This is a genomic window from Prolixibacter sp. NT017, from assembly GCF_009617875.1.
GTDB lineage: Bacteria > Bacteroidota > Bacteroidia > Bacteroidales > Prolixibacteraceae > Prolixibacter.
In genome coordinates, this window is sequence record NZ_BLAV01000001.1 from 867,207 (window position 1) to 889,341 (window position 22,135).

Genomic DNA, 22,135 nt, shown 5'->3' on the forward strand with positions numbered 1-22,135 from the left:
CTAACGACTTTCACTCAGGGTTACCACAATCGAACGGTCGTCTCGCGGACCGTCGAATTCACAAAGAAAAATGTTTTGCCAGGTCGACAATCCCATTTTACCTTCAATAATCGGAATGGTTTCGGATGGACCAACAATTCCGGCTTTCAGGTGCGCGTCTCCGTTGTTGTCCTGGGCATCGTGTTCCCAAATGCCCGGGGGAACGAGTTTTCGAAGCAAGGTGATGACATCAGTCTGAACGGAGTCATCCCAGTTTTCCTGAATCATAATACCTGCGGTGGCGCCTTGTACATATACGTTGACCATCCCGTTTTCAATATTTTCCTCTTTTACTATGTCAGCGATCTTCGAGGTAATATCATACAGCCCGTTGTGTTGGTCTGTTTTAACGTGGACGATCTGTTGCATCATCAGAAAAGTTGGTTTTCGATGTGTATGCGTGCTTTTCGGTATATGTCGATGATGCTATCATTTTTGGGCAGTGCGTCATAGAGACGTTTTACATATTGTCTCTGGTTCAGCATCAGATAAGTTTTTCGGTAAGTGAATTCGAAGACCCAGGAAAGCTGCAGCAGGACATAGTCGTTATAGGTGACCATATCCTCTTTCTTCGGCATCACTCCTTCAATGATCGCTTTCGTGATATTCTGCGAAATGGCCGGACTTTTCGACAGATGCAAAATGTCGGCCGGGCTAACTTTTACATCCCGGTAGGTGAGAAATTCAGCGGTCATGCGTAGTGCATCCAGCTTATCAGCATCGCGCAGTAATTTGAGGTAATACACTACAAACTCGTTTTCCTTTTTGGGAAGCTCCGGTTTGTTGTGAAAGATCGTCACCTTTTGCAGTATCTCTTGTTTCGCGGCTTCCAGCTCTTTGAAAGGGGAAAGTAACGATAACAACTCGGCGCCGGCTTCGGCATGCTCCGTTTCGGTTATTTTTGAAAAATAGGGTGAAGATGAAACTTCGCGGAAACGGGCAATATCGTGAAACAACGCCAGTATTTCTGCCATGCGCATTTCGCCGTCCTCCATATCCAACGACTGCCCTAACAGCAGGCTGTTTTCTACCACTTTTTGGTTGTGTGTTTTCCATTGCTCAAAAGCCTGTTGCTCTGTAAAGCCTTTCGTCTCAACGGAATTCAAAATCTGGTTGTATTCCTCGCGGAATTGTTCAAGTGTCTCTTGCGAAATCATAATTTCGTGTTAAGCAATATTTACCAAAATTATAGTTTTCTATTGTATATTACGCCATCCCCGATTTATTTAATTATTTGTTGAAATAGCCTCACTGATTTTCAGGTTTTTCCGCCTGATGATTGGCTTACAGACCGAATAATTTCTGGGATTCTGAGAAAAATCCGGAACACACGATTTCGCATTTGAAGAATATTGCTATTTTTGTGTTCGCAAAATCACGGTGTACCGTGAATATCGCACATATAAGGTTTGGTCCCGTAGTTTAACTGGATAGAACGAGGGATTCCGGTTCCCTTGGTGGGGGTTCGAGTCCTCCCGGGATCACCCAAGCGGGGATTTTGTCAGTTTTGACATTATCCCCTTTTTTGTTTACTGTCAAACCCCTTGCCAATTGCGGGATTGGGGAGAAAAATGAGTTTACCCTGGGGGTTCGATAATGGTCCAATTCACGGTTATAGATAATTCCTTCAGGAAACAGTAGATTCTGGAATACCCTCTTTCCTGTCAAATTTGATTTCTCCCACATTATCAATGGATTAAGACATACTTTCGCAGCAAAACTTACCACCTTTTCGAGGTTCGATTTATATCCGCCTGTCCTACCAAGTTCCTGTTCAATCTCAAAGCATTCCTTTTCATATTTAGGCCGGAATTTTTCATAAAGGCTACGGTCAATTTCCCCGATAACAAAACGTTCTTCAATGGCTTCCAATTTTCTTTGAGTCTCTGTCAACTTGTTTTTTAACGATTTTGCTTCTTCTATCCGGGATTTAAAAAAGACCGCCATTTGCTCCTCTAATTGAAGCTTTATGAGTTCAAATTCTTCTATGCCGATTTTATAAGTTTTCAACAGTGCCCCGAACATATCGTGCATTGCTTTGGCACTGCGGTTGACTTTACATCCCTTGGTATTACATTTATAATAATATAGCCCCTTCTTTTTCACAAGGTAACCTGTTAAATAGCTGCCGCACCTATCGCATTTAGTGAATACTTTCAACGGCAGGTTTTCATTATCCTTATCGTGTACAAAACCCTGATTTCTGTTTTCCTGTCGAATATTATGAACTGCCAGAAACAATTCCCTTGAAATTAACGGTTCATGCTTCCCCTCAATTATCTGCCCGGGAAGCATCTTGCTGGTGATAAGGCCACAATAGAAAGTATTTAAAAACAAAGTATTTAACCGCTTTTCGGACATATCAACCCCCATTTTTTTTAAACGCCTTGTTATTTCGACATTAGAGAATTTATTATAAGCTTTCCATTCAAAGGCTTTTTTGAGAATTTTCCCTTCTTCATTAACAACAAGTTTTCGCTCTGTTGCCCTCCCTTTATTTAAATCATTGTAACCGCGTGGAGCAGCCCATACCCAATAGCCTTTCATAAGCAATTCCCGCATGCCCGTAACCACCTTGTCTCGTCTTAATTCATTATCCATCTGCCCAAAAAGGAACAATATTTTTTGCTGAAATGAACCAGAAGGTGTAGTAGGGTCAAGTTCCTGCGTGGTTGCCAGGGTAATAACCCCGTATTGTTTCAGTAAATCATCTGCAATCGAAGCCCCGTTAATCCCTGAACGCGAAAATCGTTCATAGGAATAAACGATTACATAGTTTATATTTTTTGAACGTTTCACAAAAGTCAGCATCCGGTTAAACTCCTTGCGGTCGTCGGTTTTGGCCGATTCGTAAGTGCCGCCAAAATAACCCACCACATTTAAACCCCGTCTGTTGGCATACATCTCACAATGTTTTTTTTGAGATGCAAGGCTGGTGTTGTCTTCCTGGTCTGCCGATGAAACCCGTGTATATATAACTGCATTGTTCCCTTCCTTAAAAGAATCTGGCACTTGTGGTGCAAACTGCTTAAACAGATTTAAATCGTTCATGATGGCAATTATTGAATATATAAAATCAAGGATGAAGAAAGTTAGCAAAAATTGTGCTATTCCGACTCCCTCTTTTTTGAAAAGAGAGTCCTGAGAATTAACAAAGCAATGGTTTCGGCATTTTTGATAAGCTGCTCATAGCCTTCCGGCGACAAGTCCCTGTATTTGGTTATGCGCCGGATTTTTTCCAAAGGCATCCTTTCTTTGACCCTTTGGGTTGCTTCTTCAATATTCCTGTTTTCCGTTTTCTGCATAGGCTTGCAAGACCGGCTTTTATACCAGCTCTGGCAAACCTATTTATAATCCTACCTCGCTGAAGGTTAAGCGTAAACATGTCAATCCTTGTCCCCATTTGTCTATACGCTGATGCTGTTTTTTTACATTTAATGATACTCCCCAAAGGTTTTTTGCTACTTTTTTCCCGCACAGGCTCATGAAAAAAGTAGCGGGCAACAGCCCGCTTCACATGATATTTTAAAGTGTCAGTAATCCAATAAAGAAAGTCAGCAATAACATCATCATAAGTAGAAGTCCGGCAAAAGAAAATACCAGCCTTACAAAGAATTCAAACAGGAACATCAAAACAAAATACCCGGCAAAACAATACCATACCCCTAATCCTGTTATCTGCGAAGCTGTAAAAACTATGAAAAGTCTTATAGCCCATATCCTCAACATCCTGTTATAAAGTATCTTCTTCATGATTAAAGATTTCTCAATGACTGAATATATTTAACTGCACACCCCTGTTTAGCCGCTGGTTTTCCTCTTTTACCCGGTTTAGATAACCGGCCTCTAAAGCGGAGTAGTTTATCATCTCATCGTATGCAGTCCTGTCCCGGTTGTTGAACCACCAAATCACCGAATACGCCATAATAAAATGTGACTGGTAAATTGATTTCTCCGTATTATTTGCTTCCCATTCAAGATGTATAATGGGAATATAAATTTCTTCCAGTTTCATCGCTTCGTATTTGGTTACCTCACGAAAACCAAAAGGCAGGTAGGTTGCTTTACACTGGTACTCAACATTTCCACAGGTGTACCTGAAGATATGGTTTTCCCTAAACTCTCTCGGTAAATCTTTGAGCAACATCATAATTGTATTAAATGGTTAATAAACAAGCTCACCGCCGTATTTAAAAGCAATAATGTCGCTATGAACCTGGTTCAGGCTATTCATAATGGTCTCATCATCTAAAGGAGAAGTGTTGTCCTTTTTGAAACAACGGTTTTCCAAACAACTGCAAATGGATGTAGTCTTATCCATGTGGTGTACCACATGAACCTGATTTTTGATAAAAAACTCAAAATCGGTGGCATATTCAGCCTCATTAATTTTCACAAATTGATGTTTAAATGTCGGAGAACCTCCACCCAAACCTATGCGGATTTTGGAGGAGAGGGAGTTTTGTTTTTCATTAGTTGGATTTTCAAAACAATTATTTACATTTTTCTTTTTCATAGTACTGTTATTTAAAGTTATGCGTCTTTCCATCGTGTCGGTCGTTGTTGTTTTGGTGGCGTAAAAAGGTAAGTGTGTGGGGGCGTGCAAGTTTTTTGCGGGAAATACTACCCGCCAGTTGGCGGGTGGAGATTTTTTGCAAAACCGGAGGCCTGAACTTGTATGCCCCTGCACACGGGTTACCTTTGCCACCGGAATGACAATGGCCGACGGAAAGGCGGAAGTTTAAATTTTACGGTCGGAAAAAGAATAAAAAAATTGAAAGGAATAAAACATTCACCTGGCAAATTCCAGGAAACATTACCGAAAAATTACTTCGCATGGGACGGCAAAAACAAGTGTAGTGGCAGAACATAACGAAGAGAAGTCCGTCAGGATGCGGGTTGAACAAAGTGAAGTGAAGCCGCTACTCTTGTGTGGGGTGCCGGCGAGTGCTGAATGCAAGGAATACTCCGATGATTATCGGAGAAATACCTGAAATGAAGCTATCGAAGGCACAGGTTGGCCATTATCAAACATTATAAAGCGAAGGTAAAAAGCAAGTGGGGCGATTACCTGAGCCCCTCTTGCGCGAGATGCCGAAACTGTTGAATGAAGGGAAAGAGGGACGAAAGACCGGAGTGAAGCGGTTGCAGGCAATGGCAGGTGCAAAAGATACAATACCACAGTATTTAACATGACCTTTCAATAACGTTAAAAGCTACCTCCTTCTATTAAATTTTATGTTTTAGAAGTTTAGCACGCTTTTTGTATTTAACTAAATAAACTACAACAGTGATGATTCTGCAAAGTTTATACCCCGTGAACTTAATGGAAACCTATAAATACAAAACCATGAAAAACAAATCTTTAAAATCATTCTTGAATGAAGTTGCAGAGTTAATTGATGAGAAAGTAGATGTACGGTCACAGGAAATGGAAAAATTAATAGATAAGTGGGAAGGATTAATAGAGTGCTTTCGCCAGCCAGGTAAAAGTCTGGCAGAAGAATACCGGGAATGGTGCCGTCTTAAATTGTCTGTTGAATGGATTAAGGAAACTGTGATTGTTGAAAAAAAAAGCCCGTTCCTGATTTGCTAATGTTTTTAGACCACCTCATTCATTATGTTGAAGTGGAAATTGAATGTACAAAATTAAGGAAAGGCAATAACATAAATACCAGCAACCTAAATATATATAAAGGATTACCCCTTACGTGGACAGCCAGCAAACGCGCCCTTCTTGAATTAATCTATGCTTTATACCTTACAATGAGTATCAACCATGGCAGGATTTCCATAAAAGAACTGGTTGGCTTTTTCAGCCATACTTTCAATATCCCCCTTCCGGGTTACCACTCTACAATAAAAAAGCTAACTGCCCGGTCAGCGAATAAAATTCATTTGGAATCCCGTTCCTTTTTTCTGAATGAACTGGTGACAGAGTTTAATAATAAACTGGAACTTCTGGATGAAAATTAATGGGGTACTTGCCGGCAAGTATCCCATTAGTTTTTCTATCCGTGCTCATTTTTGTGAAATGAAAAAACTAAAAATTCACAAATCATGAATATCGACAGGGACAATTTTGAAAGCTATATGGAACGAATATTGGAGCAAATAGAATTACTCCATCAAAAGACGGATAGGTTTATGACCGACCAAAGGGGCAATGAATTAAAACTACTGGATAATCAGGACTTATGTCAGTTGCTGAATGTCAATAAACGAACACTTCAGCGATACCGTTCAAAAGGCACTTTAAAATATTTAAGGATTGGTGGCAAAACATTTTATACGGTGGAGCAGGTAAATGACTTTATAAAAAATAGTGGGTAATAAACTTTTGAATAGTAAAAATTGTATTGATTTAAATATTATCTGATTCATTATCAGCCCTCAAACAGGATTGATTGTAAAACTAAAGTCTGCATCCCTTAGACTGGTAGAAGTTTCTTTTTTCTTCCACTTCAACCATCTCTTTTTCCTTTTCAGCTTTCTCCGGACTACTTTCCCCGGGCTGGTTTTGCCTGTCCAGTGAAACCTTAATTTTTCGTTCCAGTACCGAAAGCTCCGTTTTCATTTTGTTCAGTTCATCCTCTTTCCGCCATTTCCCGTTAACTACCTCCTGCAAAACAGGGATGTCCTTTTTAAGCTTTTCATTTTGAACTTGGTGGTTTTCTATCAATTCCGGGATTTTATGCAGGGCATTCAAAAAGTTCATGGAAGCCAGTTTAGGGTCCCGGGCTATCCGGCCATTGTTATAAGTGTATTTTATGCCGCTTTGCCCCTGGATAAAAAAACGGTTGTTGATGTAATTTTCATCGCTAAAAATCGACCCGTCTTTAGCCGACAGTTCTGATTTTACCAATAGCCGAAAGCTATAAAGCTCCCCAATTTTCTGATATTCGCCCTTAGTATTGACAGTATCATTTATCTGGTTAAGTTTTGCCCCAACAACTTCATAAGCGGAATTATTCAACCCATCCAGATGTACGGGATTTAATAAATTTTCATTGTCATCTTTCTGTAAGCGTCGCTGCAAGAATTGCCAATCGGCTGTCATTTCTTCAATAACTGTATTGCTGTGTTTTATGGCGTGCTGTATTTCACTGAGTTTGTATTCAGAGGAACTCCGGGAGCGGTAGAAGGCTTTGCGTTCGCTTTCCATAGCTGTAATCTTTTTCTCTAATTTTGCTTTCTCCAATAGTTCAGTATTCCCGGATAAAATGGCCACATATTCAGAGAAGTTCATGCCCGAGTTTTCGTCCATAGCGCCTTCGTCAATGGTGCGGGTACCCATATTATTCGACTTTAGCTGACGGATGAACAATTGTTTGTTGGCCAGCAGGTTGAACTTATAGGAATCCAAAGACTTTTCCACGGCATAAATAAAAGTGTCCACCTTATTTCCCGCAAAGGCTTTGGCAATCTCGTTGCCTTTCCGCACTGCCCGCCCATTTCGTTGCTCCAAATCGGAAGGGCGCCATGGAATGTCCAGGTGATGGATGGCCACCGCCCTTTTCTGTGCATTTACCCCTGTGCCGAGCATATCGGTAGAACCAAACAAAACCCGCACCTGCCCACTGTTCATACCCCTGATAATTTCCTTCCGGGCTTTGTCGGTTTTGGCTTCCTGTATAAAGCGGATTTCATGGGCCGGGATGCCGTGGTCTTCATATAACTTTCGCTTAATCTCGCTGTAAACATTCCATTCTCCCGGCTTGTAAGTCCCTAAATCAGAAAATACAAACTGTGTCCCTTTTTGCTGTTGGTAGTTCCGGTAGTAAAGGGCAATATTGGCTGCACAATGCGATGTTTTATTGTCAATATGGTCTTCATAATGCTGGCTTATCATCCGCATGTCCAGGCTCATTTTGCGGGCATAATCGGTTGCAATCAGCATCTTGGCTTTTTCCTCCCTTTCCGTCAAGGGCGCCCTTCCCAAAATTGTTGCATCCCCGTTTTGGGCAAAAGCCATCAGCCTTTTTATAAAATCTTCCTGGTCAGGCGTGGGTGGAATGTGGTAAAGCTGTTCGTTCATCTCCGGCCGGTCAATACCTACATCTTTGGCTGTGCGGTAATCGGTTATTTCAGAATAGAACGCAGCCAGTTCCGGTACTTTTATAAAATAGCGGAAGCGCTCTTTTTGAACAATTTGATTGGTAACAGAAAATTCAAAATCAGCGGTTTTTTTTGTATAAATGGCCGCCCATGCGTCAAAACAATGAATATCCTGCCGGGCCAGGGCTTCAGGGCGCAGGTACTTAAACAACAGGTACAGTTCCGTTAGTGAGTTGCTGATGGTTGTCCCTGAGAGAAAAGTCGTCCCTAAATCTTTGCCCTTGTTTGCCTGTATGGTACGGATAGCAAACAACAGGTTTAAGGCACGCTGGCTTCCCTGCGAATTCCCTAATCCTGCCACACGGTCGTGACGGGTATTGAACATGAGGTTCTTGAATTTATGGCTTTCATCAACAAACAGGTGGTCTATGCCCATTTGTTTAAAATCCACAATATCATCGGTGCGTTGTTCTATCTGGTGTGCAATACTTTTAAGTTTTACCTCCAGGTTGGACTGGCGTTTTAACAGACCCTTCAGCATGGCATTCGACACATTGGCCCCCTGGTTTTTGAGTACTTCCAGGTTTTCTTCCACGCTGTCCAGTTCCTCCTGTAATATGCGTTGCTGCATTTCAGGCGACTGCGGGATTTTCTGAAACTGGTCGTGGGTCAGGATGATGGCATCCCAGTTGTTGTTTTTTATGTCATGAAAAATTTTCAGACGTTTTTGCGGGGTAAAGTCCTGTTTGCCCGGATACAGTATTTTGGCATGGGGATAAGCTGTCCGGAATGTTTCCGCTATTTCGTGCACATTGGCTTTCAACCCGATAATCATTGGTTTCGAAGCGATGTTCAGACGCTTCATCTCGTAGGCGGCGCAACACATTATCAGGGTTTTGCCAGCCCCTACCTCATGGTCGCAAATCCCACCGCTGTTTTGCTTTAACATCCAAATGGCATCTTTCTGGCTGTCGTACAAATCCGTTATGCCCAGCCCTTTTAAGTCCAGTCCGGGGAATGACTGGTGGCTGCCCTTATATTCAGGACGGACAAAGCAGTTAAATTTATTGTTGTACAGCCCGGCCAGCCGCTGTTTAAACTCCGGGGATTGCTGGTAAAGCCAATTGATAAAACCTTCCCGTATCTCATCAATTTTACTTCCTGCCATCTGAATAGCTTCATTGTCGGGGACTTTTACTTCTTTGTCATCTATTGTAATGGTTTTGGTAATATTGGGGGTAGTATTGAGCAACGCATGCTTTAAGAGCGCCATCCCGTTATACGAACGGCTTTGGCTGCGTACACAAAACTTGTCGTAGATTTGGGCGGTGTAATGGCCTGTCTCAACTGAAAATTCATCGAGGTTCGGGAGGTAGTGTACTTTCACATCGGTGTCGAACAAATAAGAGGCATACTTCTCATAAATCCCGGCAGGTATCCAGCGTTCACCAAGATTAAAATCCAGTTGTTCAAAAGAAATCAGTTCAGGGATGACTTTTTCTAAAGCACTATAAGCTTCAATTGCTTCCTGTTTATTTATAATAGCGGGATTACCGTCATTTTCTTCCAGGTATTTTTTTATTAAACCTGCCTTTTGTACCACGTTCCCGGCCAGAAATTTGTCAGCAGTTTCATAGCTTCCCACCAAAGGATTAAACCAGATATGACCGTGCAATTGTTCTTTAACCTCTGAAATTTCCATACCTGTCTGCCGGGCCATAAAATCCAAATCCACATTTCCGGTCCGGTTTAGCGACAAGGCCAACGCTTCTTCCGGGCTGATATTTTCTGCCTGGTTTGAATTGAAAAAGCTCACCGGGGTGAGGAAAATATCGGCTTTTTCTGCCTTACCGTCAATGTATCGCTCCAAAGCCAAAACAGATAACGCCCCTTTGTCCATTTTAATGGCTTTCAGGTTGTCCGGGGCATTCAGGAAACCATGCTTTTGGACAAAAGTATCGTATTGGTTGTTTAGCAATTTTCGTATTTCGGGGTTTTCTTTTTTCTCCGTAGCCTCAAAATAGTAGAGTTGCTCATAGGCATTCCTTATTTCGATGTAAGAACGAATAATGCTCCTTTGTTTTTGCCCGATGTCCAGGGGATGAAAAATGGCGCCCTTATCATTTATGTTCCGTAAATACCCCACTTGTGAACCATTAACTGCTACAAGGCTGCCATCGCTGAGAAAATGGTGCAGTTCCCCCTCAAAGGGGCGTGGTTCAAAATTTTCTTTTTGGGGTTTTTCCTTCCGGTTATTCGGTGCAGCTTCAAACTGGTCAAAAAGGCTGAGTTGCGTTGCGCCACCGGGTTGCAATTTTACAGTTTGCGGTGGGTTGTTTTTAGTTTCTTTTTTTTGAGAGCTTAGTCCCTGCTGTGCTGATTGTGTCTGGTGTGGCGGTTTAGATTGAACTTTATCCTGTCGGCTCTTATCACTATGGTGGTTAAACAGTCCAATATCCAGGTAGCGGGACACGTCATTTTGCAACATTTTCTGCATGTCCCCTGCAATTCCTTTCACCCCTCCTTCATGTTCGTATATCCAGGCTGGTTTTCCGTAAGGGTCGGTATCAATAAACCCCTTGGTGTGCACAATTCGCTGCATGTCTTGATAATAATCGTTTACAATAATACCGGAAGAGAGCGGACGGCTGTGGATGAATGCTTCTTCCCGGTCGGAGATGCGTTGTTTGTAGCCGTTTTTTTGAAGGATGATAAGGTCGCTCCCCACATCAGTCCCCGCATAATATGAAAAGAGGTTATTGGGCAGACGAACGGCAGATACCAGGCTACATTCGCCCATTAACCAGTTGCGCACTGGTTGATTTTTCGAAGAATCCATCACTCCCTGCGAAGTAATAAAGGCCAGTATGCCCCCTTCCCGAAGGGTTTTGACTGCTTTGAGGAAAAAGTAGTTGTGGATGGCCCCGGTTGCCATTTTTTCGGCGATTACCGATGAAGCATGAAACGCAGGGTCGAAAACGGCCACATCCCCGAAAGGGATATTGGAAGCTGCCAAATCAAAATAATTATTGCGGCTTTCCCTGATATTTTCAAAGCCTTCTACTTTAATTGTGCTATCAGGATAAAGATAGCCAAGCATTTTGCCGGTGAGCAAATCCTTTTCAAAGCCAACCGTTTCATCTATTTTCTCCTGCTTGTTAAATGCCGACATAAATTCACCCATCCCGGCAGAGGGGTCTAAAAAACGACCGGGTGTTATCCCTGCATTACTCAATGAATCTGCCAGTGCGGTTACAATTTCAGGTGGCGTGTAAAAAGCAGACAAAACCGAATTTTTCAGGCTGTTGTAAAACTGCCGGTACTGGTTCCTGTCTGTGCTGTTTTCATAGATGACTTTATGCAGTTCCCTGACCAGAGGGAACAACGGCAAATCAGATTTTGTCCAGCGCATGGCATCACTTAAATCTTTTACCGGGTTCAGGACACATTTTAAACCGCCAAAGCCGGAAAATTTCCGCAAAGTGTCCAGTTCTTCGCCCGAGGGCTGCCTGTTTTCTTTTTCCAGGCGGAAAAGTGTTCGGATGGCCTGTGTATTCTCCAGGAGGTGTTGTCTTTTGTTATAAGCCATACGCAACAATTTTTCCGGTTAGTTCCGTGTATAGCTTTTCATATTCTGAAGTGTCCTCAAAACTGTCGTGTAGTTCATAAGTTGCAAAAACATCTTTGCACAGGGGCAGTAGTTCCACTGCGTACTGTTGAATTTTTTCATCGCTTACCGTATCTGAAAATTCTTCGGACAGTACCTCAAAAAGCGTATTGTATCTTGAAAAGTGTAGCCCGCGGAGTAACTCTGCGTTAGCCAGCTCCTCTGCTTCAATATGATTTGCCCCGTTTCGGATGGCTTCTGAATAAGCCTCTGCAGCCAGTTCACTGCGCTGCCGGATAAATTGCCGGTCATTGATTTTATCGGGATGGTTTTCTTCCAGGAAAGCGACAAGGCGTAATTGAAAATATGAGAGTTCCATGATTTGTTGAGTATTAAGTAATCATACTATTGAACAGAAATTCTACTTTAACAGGAATACCGGTTTTTAACGGGAACCACTCCCGGAAAAGCAGGGTGGTGAAAGGGCGTAGCCGGTGTAAACAGTGAAACGCCCTTTTGCCTTCCTGCCCGGGATATGCGGGGTTCTTTGGCGTTTGTGAACGAAAAAAACTGCTGCGTCCCCGGCGCAGCGGGGATATCGCCGCAGTTTTGAATGAGCAGGCGCCAAAGTACCGCAGAGCATCATTTACAGGTATCACTTCGGGTATTTAATGACTTTTTTATCGGGTACAAATTCAAAACCTGTTTTAAAATCCTTATCCAAAACCAAAACAGCATTGAACACATTTCCCTTACGATTTCTAAAACCTTTTATTTCTACGGTTTTCCCATTTAACAGCAACCGGCTGATTTGCCCGTCGGTCAGTATTCTGCCACATACATGGCGAAAAATAACAAGACCGCAACCCGTATTGTCGCATTTGGCAACTTTATAATAGAAAAACACTTTCCCTTTTTTGCATTTGGGGCAAACAACGCCGGGAGTATCGTTTATTTCTATCCTTATTTTGCTGTGGAGCAGTTCTTCTGTGATTTGTGTTGTGTATTGCCGGATTCCCCGCAAAAATGTCCCGGCATCGATAGCCCCCTGTTCAATGCGTGCCAGGTCATATTCCCAGTTGCCTGTCATTTCTACATCGGCAATTTTCATATCTTTTACAACGGCATAAACGGCGAGCCCTTTTTCGGTCGGGACAAGTGATTTACCGTTCCTTTTTATATATTCCCTTGTAAAAAGGGTTTCAATAACGGCTGCACGTGTTGCCGGGGTACCAATCCCCACCGTGTTTAAAATTTTGCGGTAGTCCGCATTGTCCAGTTCTTTTCCCGCACTTTCCATGGCTGACAACAAAGCGGCTTCGGTTAGCAATGGTTTGGGTTTTGTCTGTTTTTTTAGAATTTCAGCCCTGGTTATTGGCAGCTGTTCCCCTTCGGAAAATTTGGGTAGCGCCGTTTCGTTTTCTTCGCGGGTATCCGGTACTGCACGCCAGCCTTTCGTTGTGGTAACAGCTCCATTGGCTTTTAACTCAATGCCGTTACAATTGAATACAACCTGAGTTATTTCTTTTTGACAATTCGGGGAGAAAGCTTCCAGCATCCGTCCGGCTATCATATCATATACTGCCTGTTCTTCTTTTTTTAAACCTGTAGGTTTATTTTCTGTAATAAGCAATGCATGGTGGTCGGTTACTTTTCCATCGTTGACACACAGGTCATTCAGCGGGTTCAGTTTTTTCGCATAATCGCCCAAAACCGGTTGCTGGTGCAACGTCGAAATCAATGCAGGTATTTCTTCAAAAACATCCCCCGGTATAAACCGGCTTCCGGTACGTGGGTAGGTAATCAGTTTGTTTTCGTAGAGTTTCTGTGCAATAGATAAGGCGTGGGTAGCCGAAAAGCCCAACCTGCTGTTGGCATCTTTTTGCAGGGCGGTTAAATCGTAAAGCAATGAGGGCTTTTCGGTACGTTGTTTGGTTTCAACAGTGGTAACTTTTAACAGCCCGGAATCCCTGATTACCTGCAAAACCTGTGTTGCTTTTTCTTCATTTTCAAATTCTGTAGTAACAGGGACTTTAACTACCAGGCCATCTTTTTTCAGTTCTGCTTCCACAATCCAAAAGGGCTTTGAAACAAAATTTTTGTTTTCCAGAAATCGTTTACAGACCATTCCCAGTGTTGGGGTTTGTACCCGGCCAAGCGAATACAGCCCGTGCCCCGCATTTAAGGTAATTGCCTGTGTAGCGTTCATTCCCACCAGCCAGTCCGATTCGCTCCGGGCCTGGGCTGCCCGGTAAAGGTTATCATACTCATGCCCGTTTTTCAGGTTGTTAAGCCCCTGCCTGATTGCTTTATCTGTGAGGCTGCTTATCCACAAGCGGGAAAAAGTTTTTTTGCACCCCAGGTAATTATAGATGAACCGGAAGATAAGTTCCCCTTCGCGCCCGGCATCGGTGGCTACAATAATGTGGTTGCACCGGTTGAAAACGGATTCGATAACTTCCAGTTGTTGTAACGCCCTTTTGTCAAACTGGTACGATTTGCCTGCCTTTATACTGCGTGGCGTTAAAATAAATTCTGCGGGGAGCATGGGCAGGTTTTCTTTTTGGAAACTGCCATAGCCATATTCTTCGGGCTTGGCCAGTCCAATTAAATGGCCTAAAGCCCAGGTAACCACATACCCGTTTCCTTCAAGGTATCCGTCGTGTCTCTTTGTTGCCCCTGCTATCCGGGCTATTTCTTTTGCTACACTTGGTTTCTCTGCTAATATTGCTTTCATATTTTTATTTTTTGCTATTTTTTTTGATTGCCGCAATTCTACACTTTGAGCCCTTTTGCTTTGGATTTTTGCTGTTTGGCCTCTTCGCCTTGTTGTTTCTCGTTAGGTCGGGTTTGTCCAGGTTTCAGAGGTTCTTGTACATTTTTGGTGGCCTCGTTGGTTTTGCCCTGCGAATTGACGGCTTCCTGTGTCTTGTGGGCATTATCAGGTGTTTTCTCCTGTGCTTTGTCCGGGTTCCATTTAAAGAAATCAAGCTTCCCTTTTTCAGGATTTACTTTAATGTAGGCATTGTATTTTTCCCCCTTTTTATCGGTCAGCCCTTGCACATAAATTGTCCTTTCTGCTTTCAGGTCGGCTTGTTGTTTTTCGGTGAGGCTTACCCCTCCGAGCTTCTTAGGAATCCTAAGGTTAATTTGTTGGTTTTGGACCTGGTTGTTAAAAATGAATTCCAGCCCCCGCTTTTCGGCATTGACCTGCAGGTAGGCGGAAAACTCTTTTCCGCTCCGGGCTGTCATGTTTTCAACCAAAACCGCTTTTCCTTCCTGTAATTCCTGTTTTTGTCTCTCGTTTAGGCGCACGCCTTTAATCTCATCCGGGATATTTATTTTATCGGCACGAAGGGCGACGATTTCGTTGGTCAGCTTGTCAATACTTACATATACCGGCAGGATGGAGCCATCGGACTTTTTTAAGTCAAGTACTTTCCCAAGGTTACCGGTTTCCAGCAAAGCCTTTTTTTCTTCATCGGTAAACTGATGGCTGTAAAACGGTTTGTCCAGTTCAGGTTGCTGGCGCACCCCGTGGACAGCAACGGTCAGTTTATCATCCTCTCCCTTACGGAACGCCAGCCTTGCCTGGGTATCGACACTTATCCCATCCAAATCCATTTTTACGGGAAGCAAAGGGGATTTTCCATAGTTCAGCATCGTATCCAGGCATTTTCTTTTTTGTAGCATTTCCTTACTGACTCCCAGTTTTTGCAAGCTGTCCCAATCCACTTCATTTTCTGAAATGGCTGTTGGCTTCTTGTCCCGGTTGGTTTGAGATGTTTTGTTCTCTCTGGTTTGTTCTTCCGTCTGTTGCTCTTTGTTTTGCCTCTTGCTGTAGTCTTCCGGTTTTACCCGGTATTCGTCCAGCAATTCTTTACCCGATTCGTAGCCGTTTTTCAGGATGTCGCCGATAACAATGGACATTTCAGAAACACTGTTGATTGGGACTTTGAAAAAACTAAATTGGGTGGGATTTTTGCACTGTCGCATGAAATTGGAAAAGAAGTTTTCTAGTGCATTGCCATGCCTGTCGATTCGTAAAAAATCCGGGTTACTTTTTTCCCGGGCCGATACGGTTTGGGGAGTCCCGTCTTTATTGAATTTCCCCGTTGCAGCTTTTACAACCGGTTTGCCTTGTTCTTTTTCCTCGGCAACCAGTAAGGTTTCGGATGTTAAATCTTTGTCCATAATTTGTACATTTAAATTTATAATGCACTGAAATTATGGCTTTGGATTAGTGACTATTAAACAGTTGCAGGACTTGTCCTGGATGTGGTAGGGTTTGTCTTTGGTCGAAAATTATTGGTATAAAAAACGGTTCCATGAAGGATATTTTAAAAACTTATTTTGAGACATATTTTTGAATTGGCAATAACTGTTCATCGTCTTGTTAGGATTAATTTGATTACTAACGCAATGTAAATTCAATCGTTATTCTAATAGGTTGGAACTTTTGTATATTTACAACTGTTTTAACAATTTGACCATGACAATATTAAAAAAGATGTCGCTTTCGGTTTGGGTGGAAAATCATACGCAGGAGCTTTATTCCTGGGCATTGCATAAAGTATCAGACTCAGAATTGGCAGCCGATTTAGTACAGGAAACTTTCCTTGCCGCAGCAGAAAAAATCGATTCATTCAAAGGTGATAGCTCACCAAAGACATGGTTGTTCAGTATTTTAAACCATAAAATTATAGACCATTACCGGAAAAAAGTGAAGCAACCCGTACACATGGATAACCAGGCTTTTTCACATTTTTTTAGTGATGAAGGCGACTGGAAAGAAATTAACAAACCAAAAAACTGGCATGAACAGGAGAATGAAAACCATTTATTGGATGACCATGAATTCCATGATATTCTTAAAAAGTGTCTCGCTGCCTTGCCGGATAAATGGGGCATTTGTGTAAAACTAAAGTATCTCTCTGATAAAAATGGTGACGAGATTTGTCAGGAATTGGATATCACTCCGTCCAATTACTGGCAAATCGTTCACAGGGCAAAACTTCAGTTGAGGGAATGCATTGAAAAAAATTGGTTTAATTGACATAGATATGAAAAATAAAATAATGCACTTTCTGTTTCTTTCCTGTTTGAAAGCAACGGAATTAATCGAAAAAAAGCTTCACTTTAAGCTGACAGTAAAAGAAAAAATTCAGCTCGAATTGCACAAGATGATGTGTGATGCCTGCTCTATGTACGAGGAACAAAGCGAAATCATTGAAGAAGGAATACAGAAACACCTTCATGGAACTTCATCTGAGAACACTGATACAGAGAAGCTAAAAGAACAAATCAAAATAAAACTTCAGGAACACCATCATTAATGATTCAACTAAAACAAAATATAGCGAAACTGGCAACACAGAAAGAGTCAATTATTCGTGCAATCCGTGTAGCAATCCTTGTAGGTATTATTTTAAATATCATAAATAATCCTGGAATTTTCAGCCTGTCTTTTGAAGGTATGAATATTTACCGCATGTTGTTGACCTTTGTGGTTCCATTTTGTGTTTCGTTATATTCCTCGGTATTGGCCAACCGAAAAAATTGTACTGAAACCATAAAATCAAATTAACATAGAAACTATGAACCGAATCCGGGTTATTGAACCTGAAGAAGCCACCGGAAGGTTAAAAGAAATTTACGACGACCTCGTAAAAAAGCGTGGAAAACTGGCCGATGTACATAAAATCCAAAGCCTTCGCCCCGAAAGCATTGTGCACCACATGGCTTTGTACATGGAAATTATGTTCACGAAATCGGAGCTTTCACGTGCCGAACGTGAGATGATGGCTGTGGTAGTTTCGGTTTCCAACGGTTGTGAATATTGCCAGATGCACCACGCCCAGGCATTAAACCATTACTGGAAAAACGATGAAAAAATTTCATTGCTGAAAAGAGATTTTCACCAGGCAGGATTATCGTTACGGGAAATTGCCCTTTGTGAAATGGCACGAAAACTTACTATTTCCCCAGATATTTATAAAGATGAACAGCAACTTCAACCGCTGCGAAACGAAGGGATTTCGGATAACGCATTACTGGATGCTACGTTGGTTGTTGCCTACTTTAATTTTGTAAACCGTATTGTATTGGCGCTTGGCCTTGAAGTTACCGAAAGCGAAATGCAGGGATATAATTACTGATTATGAATTTTCCTGAAATAAACTTAGCCGAAATAGCCACACTTCCTATTGATTCATTTCGTGAAATGGATTACCTGGCAGTACGACAATATAATCTTCCTATTGAGTTAATGATGGAAAATGCCGGTTTGAACCTGGCACGCCTTGCCTCCTCATTTCTTCCTGAAAAAGGTGAAATTTTAATTGGCACAGGCACAGGGAACAACGGTGGAGGTGGACTTGTTGCTGCCCGACGTTTGGCGGCCTGGGGATACGAAGTTTTTCTTGACATACCAGATAAAAATCTGAATGAACTTCCTGCCAGCCAGTTAAAAAAAGCATTGAAATTTGGGGCAAAAATTGAAAAGCAAAAGAATCCAAAACTCTTTATCGATGCTTATTTTGGATTTTCGCAACGATTGCCCTTACCAGCCATTTTCGTAAAGGCGCTTGAAACCGCGAACCAGTTTCAATGCCCAAAAATATCGCTCGATTTACCCTCAGGATTCAACAAACAAACTTCCGAAAGCCTTTTTAAGCCCGATGCCATTCTTACGCTGGCAGCCATGAAAACCGAGTTGATTCCGCTTCTTAAAACAACCCAAATATTCGTGGCCGACCTTGGTATTCCGTCATTCGCTTACAAGGAATTTAAAACTGAAGTTCCCGTAACATTTAAAAAATCCGGCCTTTTTAGTGTTAAATTATGAATATTTATCTTCAGTTTCCATCTACCAGATATTTTTTCAGAATCGCTGTTTTCGGATTCTTTAATATATCATCAGGGTGGCCTTGTTCAATAATTTCACCATAATACATAAATACCACATGGTCGGCTAACCGTAATGCCTGCCGAAGCACGTGTGTTACCAAAATAATGGTATAGTGCTGCTTTAATTCTTTAAATAAATTTTCAATGATTTTTGTAGAAATTGGGTCGAGCGCCGATGTAGGCTCATCGGCTAAAATAATTGTCGGTTTCACTGCCAGTCCACGGGCAAGGCAAAGCCGCTGTTGCTGGCCAATTGAAAGGCTGGTAGCTGGGCTTTTTAACCGGTCCTTTACCTCATTCCATAAACCTACTCTTTTCAGATTTGTTTCCACACTGTGTGCAATTAATTTTTTTGAGCGTATTCCTTTTAGTTTTAGCCCATATGATACATTTTTATAAATGGAGGCAGGCAACGGAAACGGCCTTTGCGAAAGCAAGCCCATTTTCTGCCTCATGGATGCAAGGTTTTGTCCGGCTTTCATGATATCCTGCCCATCAATAATAATTTGCCCCGAAACTTTCAGTTCTTTGTGCAGGTCGGTTAGCCGGTTTAAGCTTTTAAGCAAAGTGGTTTTCCCACAACCTGAAGGCCCCAGTAATACAACAATTTTGTTTTTGGGAATTTCAAGGTTGATGTTTTTCAGGATTACCGCATCTTTGGTTTTAACAGTTAAATCGTTAATCTCTATCATTGGGGTAACTTTTATTGTTTTTTCCATTTCTATTTCGTTTTGCATAGTCATGCATTCTGATGAAAAACCTGATTGATATGTAAAAGCCATTGGTTTCATTTTATAATGTTTTTTGAATAGCGTTTTGAAAGGAACCTTGCCGAAACACTAATGATTAAAATAATTACAGTAAGAATAACTGCTGCAGCGTAAGCACGTTGCCGAACTTCTTCGATGGGGGAACTCAGCTGAAAAAATATGGACAGCGGCAAGGTAGCCACAGGCTCGTCTAAAGCAACCGGGATATTGTCGGTAAATCCGGCCGTAAAAAGTACAGATGCAGCATCGCCAATCCCACGTCCAAAAGCAAGCAAAAGAGCTGTTATAAAACCTGCGAAACCCTGTTTAAACAACACTTTCATTGCAGTTTCGGTCCGGGTTGAACCTAATGAATAGGAAGCTTCCTGCAGCTCAACAGGAATGGTCTTTAAAACTTCGTCGAAAGCCCTGACTAATATGGGTGTTATTAATAACGCCACGGTTATTATTCCGGCTAAAAGTGAGGCATTTAATCCTAAAAAAAGCATCACTGCAAATCCAAATGCCCCATAAACGATGGAGGGAATTCCCCAAAGTGCATCAAGAAAAAAACGTATTGTATTTTGAGTCCTTTTCAAACGGATTAGTTGAACATTGATAAACAATGCTGCAGGCAGGCCGATAAATACAGCGAGAACGGTTGCCCCGATTGAAAGGTAAAATGAACCTACAATGGCATTTAAGATTCCGCCACCACCTCCAAAATAGTAACCTCCTTCAGGCAATGAAAATACAATTTCCCATGATAAAGCACTTAATCCTTTATTGAAAACAACAATCAGTAAGTACAGTAATATTATAACAACAGAATAAGCAGCTATGAAAGAGATGATTTTAAATATCCATTCCTCAATTATTTTCCAACGGTTCATATCTTTTCAGTTTTATGTATAAAATACCTGAAAAACAGGTTGATAATCAGAATCACAACAAACAACAGCAAAGCCGCAAACATTAACGCCGAATCGTAATCAGGAATTGACATCATTTCACCATAATTATTGGCAATTAAAGCCGGAAGCGGATAGCCCGCCTTAAAGGGAGAAAGTGTGATATTCAGCGTATTCCCCACAACCATTAAAACGGCAATAGTTTCTCCAAATGCCTTGGCAATACCAAGTCCAAATGCAGAGATAATTCCCGGGAAACCCTTTCGGATGATAACATGTTTTACCATTTCCCAATGTGTAGCCCCTAACGACAGCGAAGCTTCCTTCATCCCAACCGGAATAGTATGAAAAACTTCGATGAGCATATTCAGCATATACGGAATACACATTACCGCCAAAACAATACCACCGGCAAGCAAACTGTACCCTGAACTTGTTGTGCCAAAAAAGGGTGCTATTTTATCCGAAACCAGCGGTACAATCACCAGTATTCCCCATACACCGTATACAACCGATGGAATTCCGGCAAGGATATCGATTACCGGAAGCATAAAATTCAGCATTCGCTGTTTACTAAACTGAGTGAGATAAATGGCGGCGAACAAACACAATGGTGCTGAAAGAATAAAGGCCAGCAGGGTTACGTAAACCGAACTGTAAATAAAGGGTAGAAAACCAAATTCCCCTTTCATTGGAAACCATTTCCCCGAAAAAAGCAGGTTTACGAGCGACTCGTGCCTCAGCAGCGGAGCAGCTTTCCAGTATAACCCTATCCCAATAAAAACAGGGATGGCCAGTAATAAATACAAGCCCGCCCGCATCCAGATATTAACCAATAAATCGGTTAACCTCCTTTTTTTGTTCATATTTTTATATTTAATTTTTCAAACTATCCCATTTATTGATTCAATTTGCCAACTTGTTCATCTAGTCTTGACTGTGTTAACGGGACATAACCAGCTTCCGGCACATATTTCTGGCCATTTGTCACCACCCATTTTAAAAAATCGAGTGTTGCCTGTTTTGTAGGTTTTCCTTTCGCAACCAAATAGAGTTCGCGCGCCGGAGGCGAAGGATATTTTCCTTCTGCAATGGCAGCCAGCACTTGTTCAAAGGTGTCGTAAAAATTTTCTTCTACATCCAGTTTGCCGTTTTCGTTTACGTCAATCGGGATAACTTCAATTCCCATATTTTTATTACCGCTTTTAATGTCATACAGGTAAATGGTATTGTTGAATCCGATTCCTTTTACATCTTTCACTACAGCATCGGCAAGGCCGGGGTCTCCAAACACACCCACTCCTTGCAGGTTTTCCTGTTTTCCTCCCAGGTAAGTAGCCCAGGTATCAGCAGCGCCACAGGCATCGGAACGGGTAAATACATTAATGGGCTGGTCGATGGTTATTCCCGACAACTGATTCCAGTTCGAATATTTTGCATCAATATACAGCGCCTGAAATTCTGACCGTGTAACTCCACGGGTTTTAAGTGTTTCAACCACCGGATTGGCTGCATTTACGGTTGGGATAACGGCATCTTTTGTAACAGCAACCCACCAAACGCCTTTGTCGATTTCAGCCTGTGCAATTTCGCGTGAAAACATGCCCAGGTCAACGGTGCCCGAAAGTGCATCGGCCATACCTTTTCCAGCGCCACCTGCCGAAATATTAAATCGAATGTCTGGATTTTCCTTTTGGTATTCCTCGCTCCATTTAACAACCAACGGGTACAGTGCAAAAGCACCGGAAAGGCTGATGGTCTGTTCCTTCTTTTTGGTTGAAGTACAGGCGGCCAACAAAATGATGACTGCTAAAATCAAGATACTCTTTGTTGTTTTCATATTTTGATGAATTTTATTTTGT

Annotated in this window: 20 protein-coding genes, 1 tRNA gene and 1 pseudogene; 9 read left to right on the forward strand and 13 right to left on the reverse strand. The window is 42.0% G+C overall.

Features of this window, described 5'->3' with window-relative positions; translation table 11 throughout:
* Both GJU87_RS03495 and GJU87_RS03500 read right to left on the reverse strand, forming a co-directional pair.
* Complete coding sequence (locus GJU87_RS03495) at positions 1-411, reverse strand: secondary thiamine-phosphate synthase enzyme YjbQ (protein ID WP_228491848.1); 411 nt, start codon at positions 409-411, stop codon at positions 1-3.
* A complete protein-coding gene (locus tag GJU87_RS03500; RefSeq protein ID WP_153638224.1) occupies positions 411-1,196 on the reverse strand; it encodes an HD domain-containing protein in 786 nt (261 codons plus the stop codon). The genes GJU87_RS03495 and GJU87_RS03500 overlap by 1 nt, the downstream gene beginning before the upstream one ends.
* Positions 1,197-1,450: 254 nt before the next feature.
* Here GJU87_RS03500 and GJU87_RS03505 point away from each other — a divergent pair.
* Positions 1,451-1,523 (forward strand) — tRNA-Arg (locus GJU87_RS03505).
* A 733-nt stretch (positions 1,524-2,256) separates the two neighbouring features.
* On the opposite strand, the pseudogene GJU87_RS21750 reads toward GJU87_RS03505, so the two are convergent.
* The 3 genes and pseudogenes from GJU87_RS21750 to GJU87_RS03520 all read right to left on the reverse strand — a co-directional run.
* Positions 2,257-3,090: pseudogene (locus GJU87_RS21750) on the reverse strand (recombinase family protein); the annotation flags it as partial.
* Positions 3,091-3,805: 715 nt separating this feature from the next.
* Positions 3,806-4,189, reverse strand: a complete 384-nt coding sequence (locus GJU87_RS03515; protein WP_153638225.1) for a hypothetical protein — start codon at positions 4,187-4,189, stop codon at positions 3,806-3,808.
* 15 nt (positions 4,190-4,204) lie between these two features.
* A complete protein-coding gene (locus tag GJU87_RS03520; protein WP_153638226.1) occupies positions 4,205-4,555 on the reverse strand; it encodes a hypothetical protein in 351 nt (116 codons plus the stop codon).
* An 834-nt stretch (positions 4,556-5,389) separates the two neighbouring features.
* On the opposite strand from GJU87_RS03520, the gene GJU87_RS03525 reads away from it, so the two are divergent.
* The 3 genes from GJU87_RS03525 (at position 5,390) to GJU87_RS03535 (ending at position 6,372) form a co-directional block, all read left to right on the forward strand.
* Positions 5,390-5,635 (forward strand): hypothetical protein, encoded by a 246-nt coding sequence (locus GJU87_RS03525; RefSeq protein ID WP_153638227.1) that lies wholly within the window; start codon positions 5,390-5,392, stop codon positions 5,633-5,635.
* On the forward strand, positions 5,635-6,015 hold the full coding sequence (locus GJU87_RS21755; protein ID WP_153641344.1) for an RteC domain-containing protein: 381 nt from the start codon (positions 5,635-5,637) through the stop codon (positions 6,013-6,015). Before GJU87_RS03525 ends, GJU87_RS21755 begins: the two co-directional genes overlap by 1 nt.
* 84 nt (positions 6,016-6,099) lie before the next feature.
* On the forward strand, positions 6,100-6,372 hold the full coding sequence (locus GJU87_RS03535; RefSeq protein WP_153638228.1) for a helix-turn-helix domain-containing protein: 273 nt from the start codon (positions 6,100-6,102) through the stop codon (positions 6,370-6,372).
* 82 nt (positions 6,373-6,454) lie between these two features.
* Here the strand turns inward: GJU87_RS03535 and GJU87_RS03540 are convergent, their stop codons facing one another.
* The 4 genes from GJU87_RS03540 to GJU87_RS03555 form a co-directional block, all read right to left on the reverse strand.
* Positions 6,455-11,686 carry a helicase-related protein gene (locus tag GJU87_RS03540; protein WP_153638229.1) on the reverse strand — a complete coding sequence of 1,744 codons (5,232 nt, stop codon included), beginning with the start codon at positions 11,684-11,686 and terminating at the stop codon, positions 6,455-6,457.
* Positions 11,676-12,083: a DUF1896 family protein gene (locus GJU87_RS03545; RefSeq protein ID WP_153638230.1), complete on the reverse strand. Its 408-nt coding sequence runs from the start codon at positions 12,081-12,083 to the stop codon at positions 11,676-11,678. The genes GJU87_RS03540 and GJU87_RS03545 overlap by 11 nt, the downstream gene beginning before the upstream one ends.
* 276 nt (positions 12,084-12,359) lie before the next feature.
* Positions 12,360-14,441, reverse strand: a complete 2,082-nt coding sequence (topB, locus tag GJU87_RS03550; RefSeq protein ID WP_153638231.1) for a type IA DNA topoisomerase — start codon at positions 14,439-14,441, stop codon at positions 12,360-12,362.
* Between the two features lie 38 nt (positions 14,442-14,479).
* On the reverse strand, positions 14,480-15,898 hold the full coding sequence (locus GJU87_RS03555) for a DUF3945 domain-containing protein (RefSeq protein ID WP_153638232.1): 1,419 nt from the start codon (positions 15,896-15,898) through the stop codon (positions 14,480-14,482).
* A 298-nt stretch (positions 15,899-16,196) separates the two neighbouring features.
* On the opposite strand from GJU87_RS03555, the gene GJU87_RS03560 reads away from it, so the two are divergent.
* The 5 genes from GJU87_RS03560 to GJU87_RS03580 are packed head-to-tail and all read left to right on the forward strand — an operon-like array spanning position 16,197 to position 18,551.
* A complete protein-coding gene (locus GJU87_RS03560) occupies positions 16,197-16,760 on the forward strand; it encodes a sigma-70 family RNA polymerase sigma factor (RefSeq protein ID WP_153638233.1) in 564 nt (187 codons plus the stop codon).
* A 7-nt stretch (positions 16,761-16,767) separates the two neighbouring features.
* Entirely contained in the window at positions 16,768-17,040 is a 273-nt protein-coding gene (locus GJU87_RS03565) for a hypothetical protein (protein ID WP_153638234.1), read from the forward strand.
* Positions 17,040-17,291 carry a hypothetical protein gene (locus GJU87_RS03570; RefSeq protein WP_153638235.1) on the forward strand — a complete coding sequence of 84 codons (252 nt, stop codon included), beginning with the start codon at positions 17,040-17,042 and terminating at the stop codon, positions 17,289-17,291. The genes GJU87_RS03565 and GJU87_RS03570 overlap by 1 nt, the downstream gene beginning before the upstream one ends.
* Before the next feature lie 10 nt (positions 17,292-17,301).
* Positions 17,302-17,862, forward strand: coding sequence for a peroxidase-related enzyme (locus GJU87_RS03575; protein ID WP_153638236.1), 561 nt, complete (start codon positions 17,302-17,304; stop codon positions 17,860-17,862).
* A 2-nt stretch (positions 17,863-17,864) separates the two neighbouring features.
* Complete coding sequence (locus GJU87_RS03580) at positions 17,865-18,551, forward strand: NAD(P)H-hydrate epimerase (RefSeq protein ID WP_153638237.1); 687 nt, start codon at positions 17,865-17,867, stop codon at positions 18,549-18,551.
* A 10-nt stretch (positions 18,552-18,561) separates the two neighbouring features.
* Here the strand turns inward: GJU87_RS03580 and GJU87_RS03585 are convergent, their stop codons facing one another.
* The 4 genes from GJU87_RS03585 to GJU87_RS03600 all read right to left on the reverse strand — a co-directional run bounded on the left by GJU87_RS03585 (position 18,562) and on the right by GJU87_RS03600 (position 22,113).
* Entirely contained in the window at positions 18,562-19,332 is a 771-nt protein-coding gene (locus tag GJU87_RS03585; RefSeq protein ID WP_228491849.1) for a phosphate ABC transporter ATP-binding protein, read from the reverse strand.
* A gap of 68 nt (positions 19,333-19,400) precedes the next feature.
* Complete coding sequence (locus GJU87_RS03590; RefSeq protein ID WP_153638238.1) at positions 19,401-20,255, reverse strand: PstA family ABC transporter permease; 855 nt, start codon at positions 20,253-20,255, stop codon at positions 19,401-19,403.
* Complete coding sequence (gene pstC, locus GJU87_RS03595) at positions 20,252-21,139, reverse strand: phosphate ABC transporter permease subunit PstC (protein ID WP_228491850.1); 888 nt, start codon at positions 21,137-21,139, stop codon at positions 20,252-20,254. Before pstC ends, GJU87_RS03590 begins: the two co-directional genes overlap by 4 nt.
* A 32-nt stretch (positions 21,140-21,171) precedes the next feature.
* Complete coding sequence (locus GJU87_RS03600; RefSeq protein WP_153638239.1) at positions 21,172-22,113, reverse strand: PstS family phosphate ABC transporter substrate-binding protein; 942 nt, start codon at positions 22,111-22,113, stop codon at positions 21,172-21,174.
* Positions 22,114-22,135 lie beyond the last annotated feature (22 nt).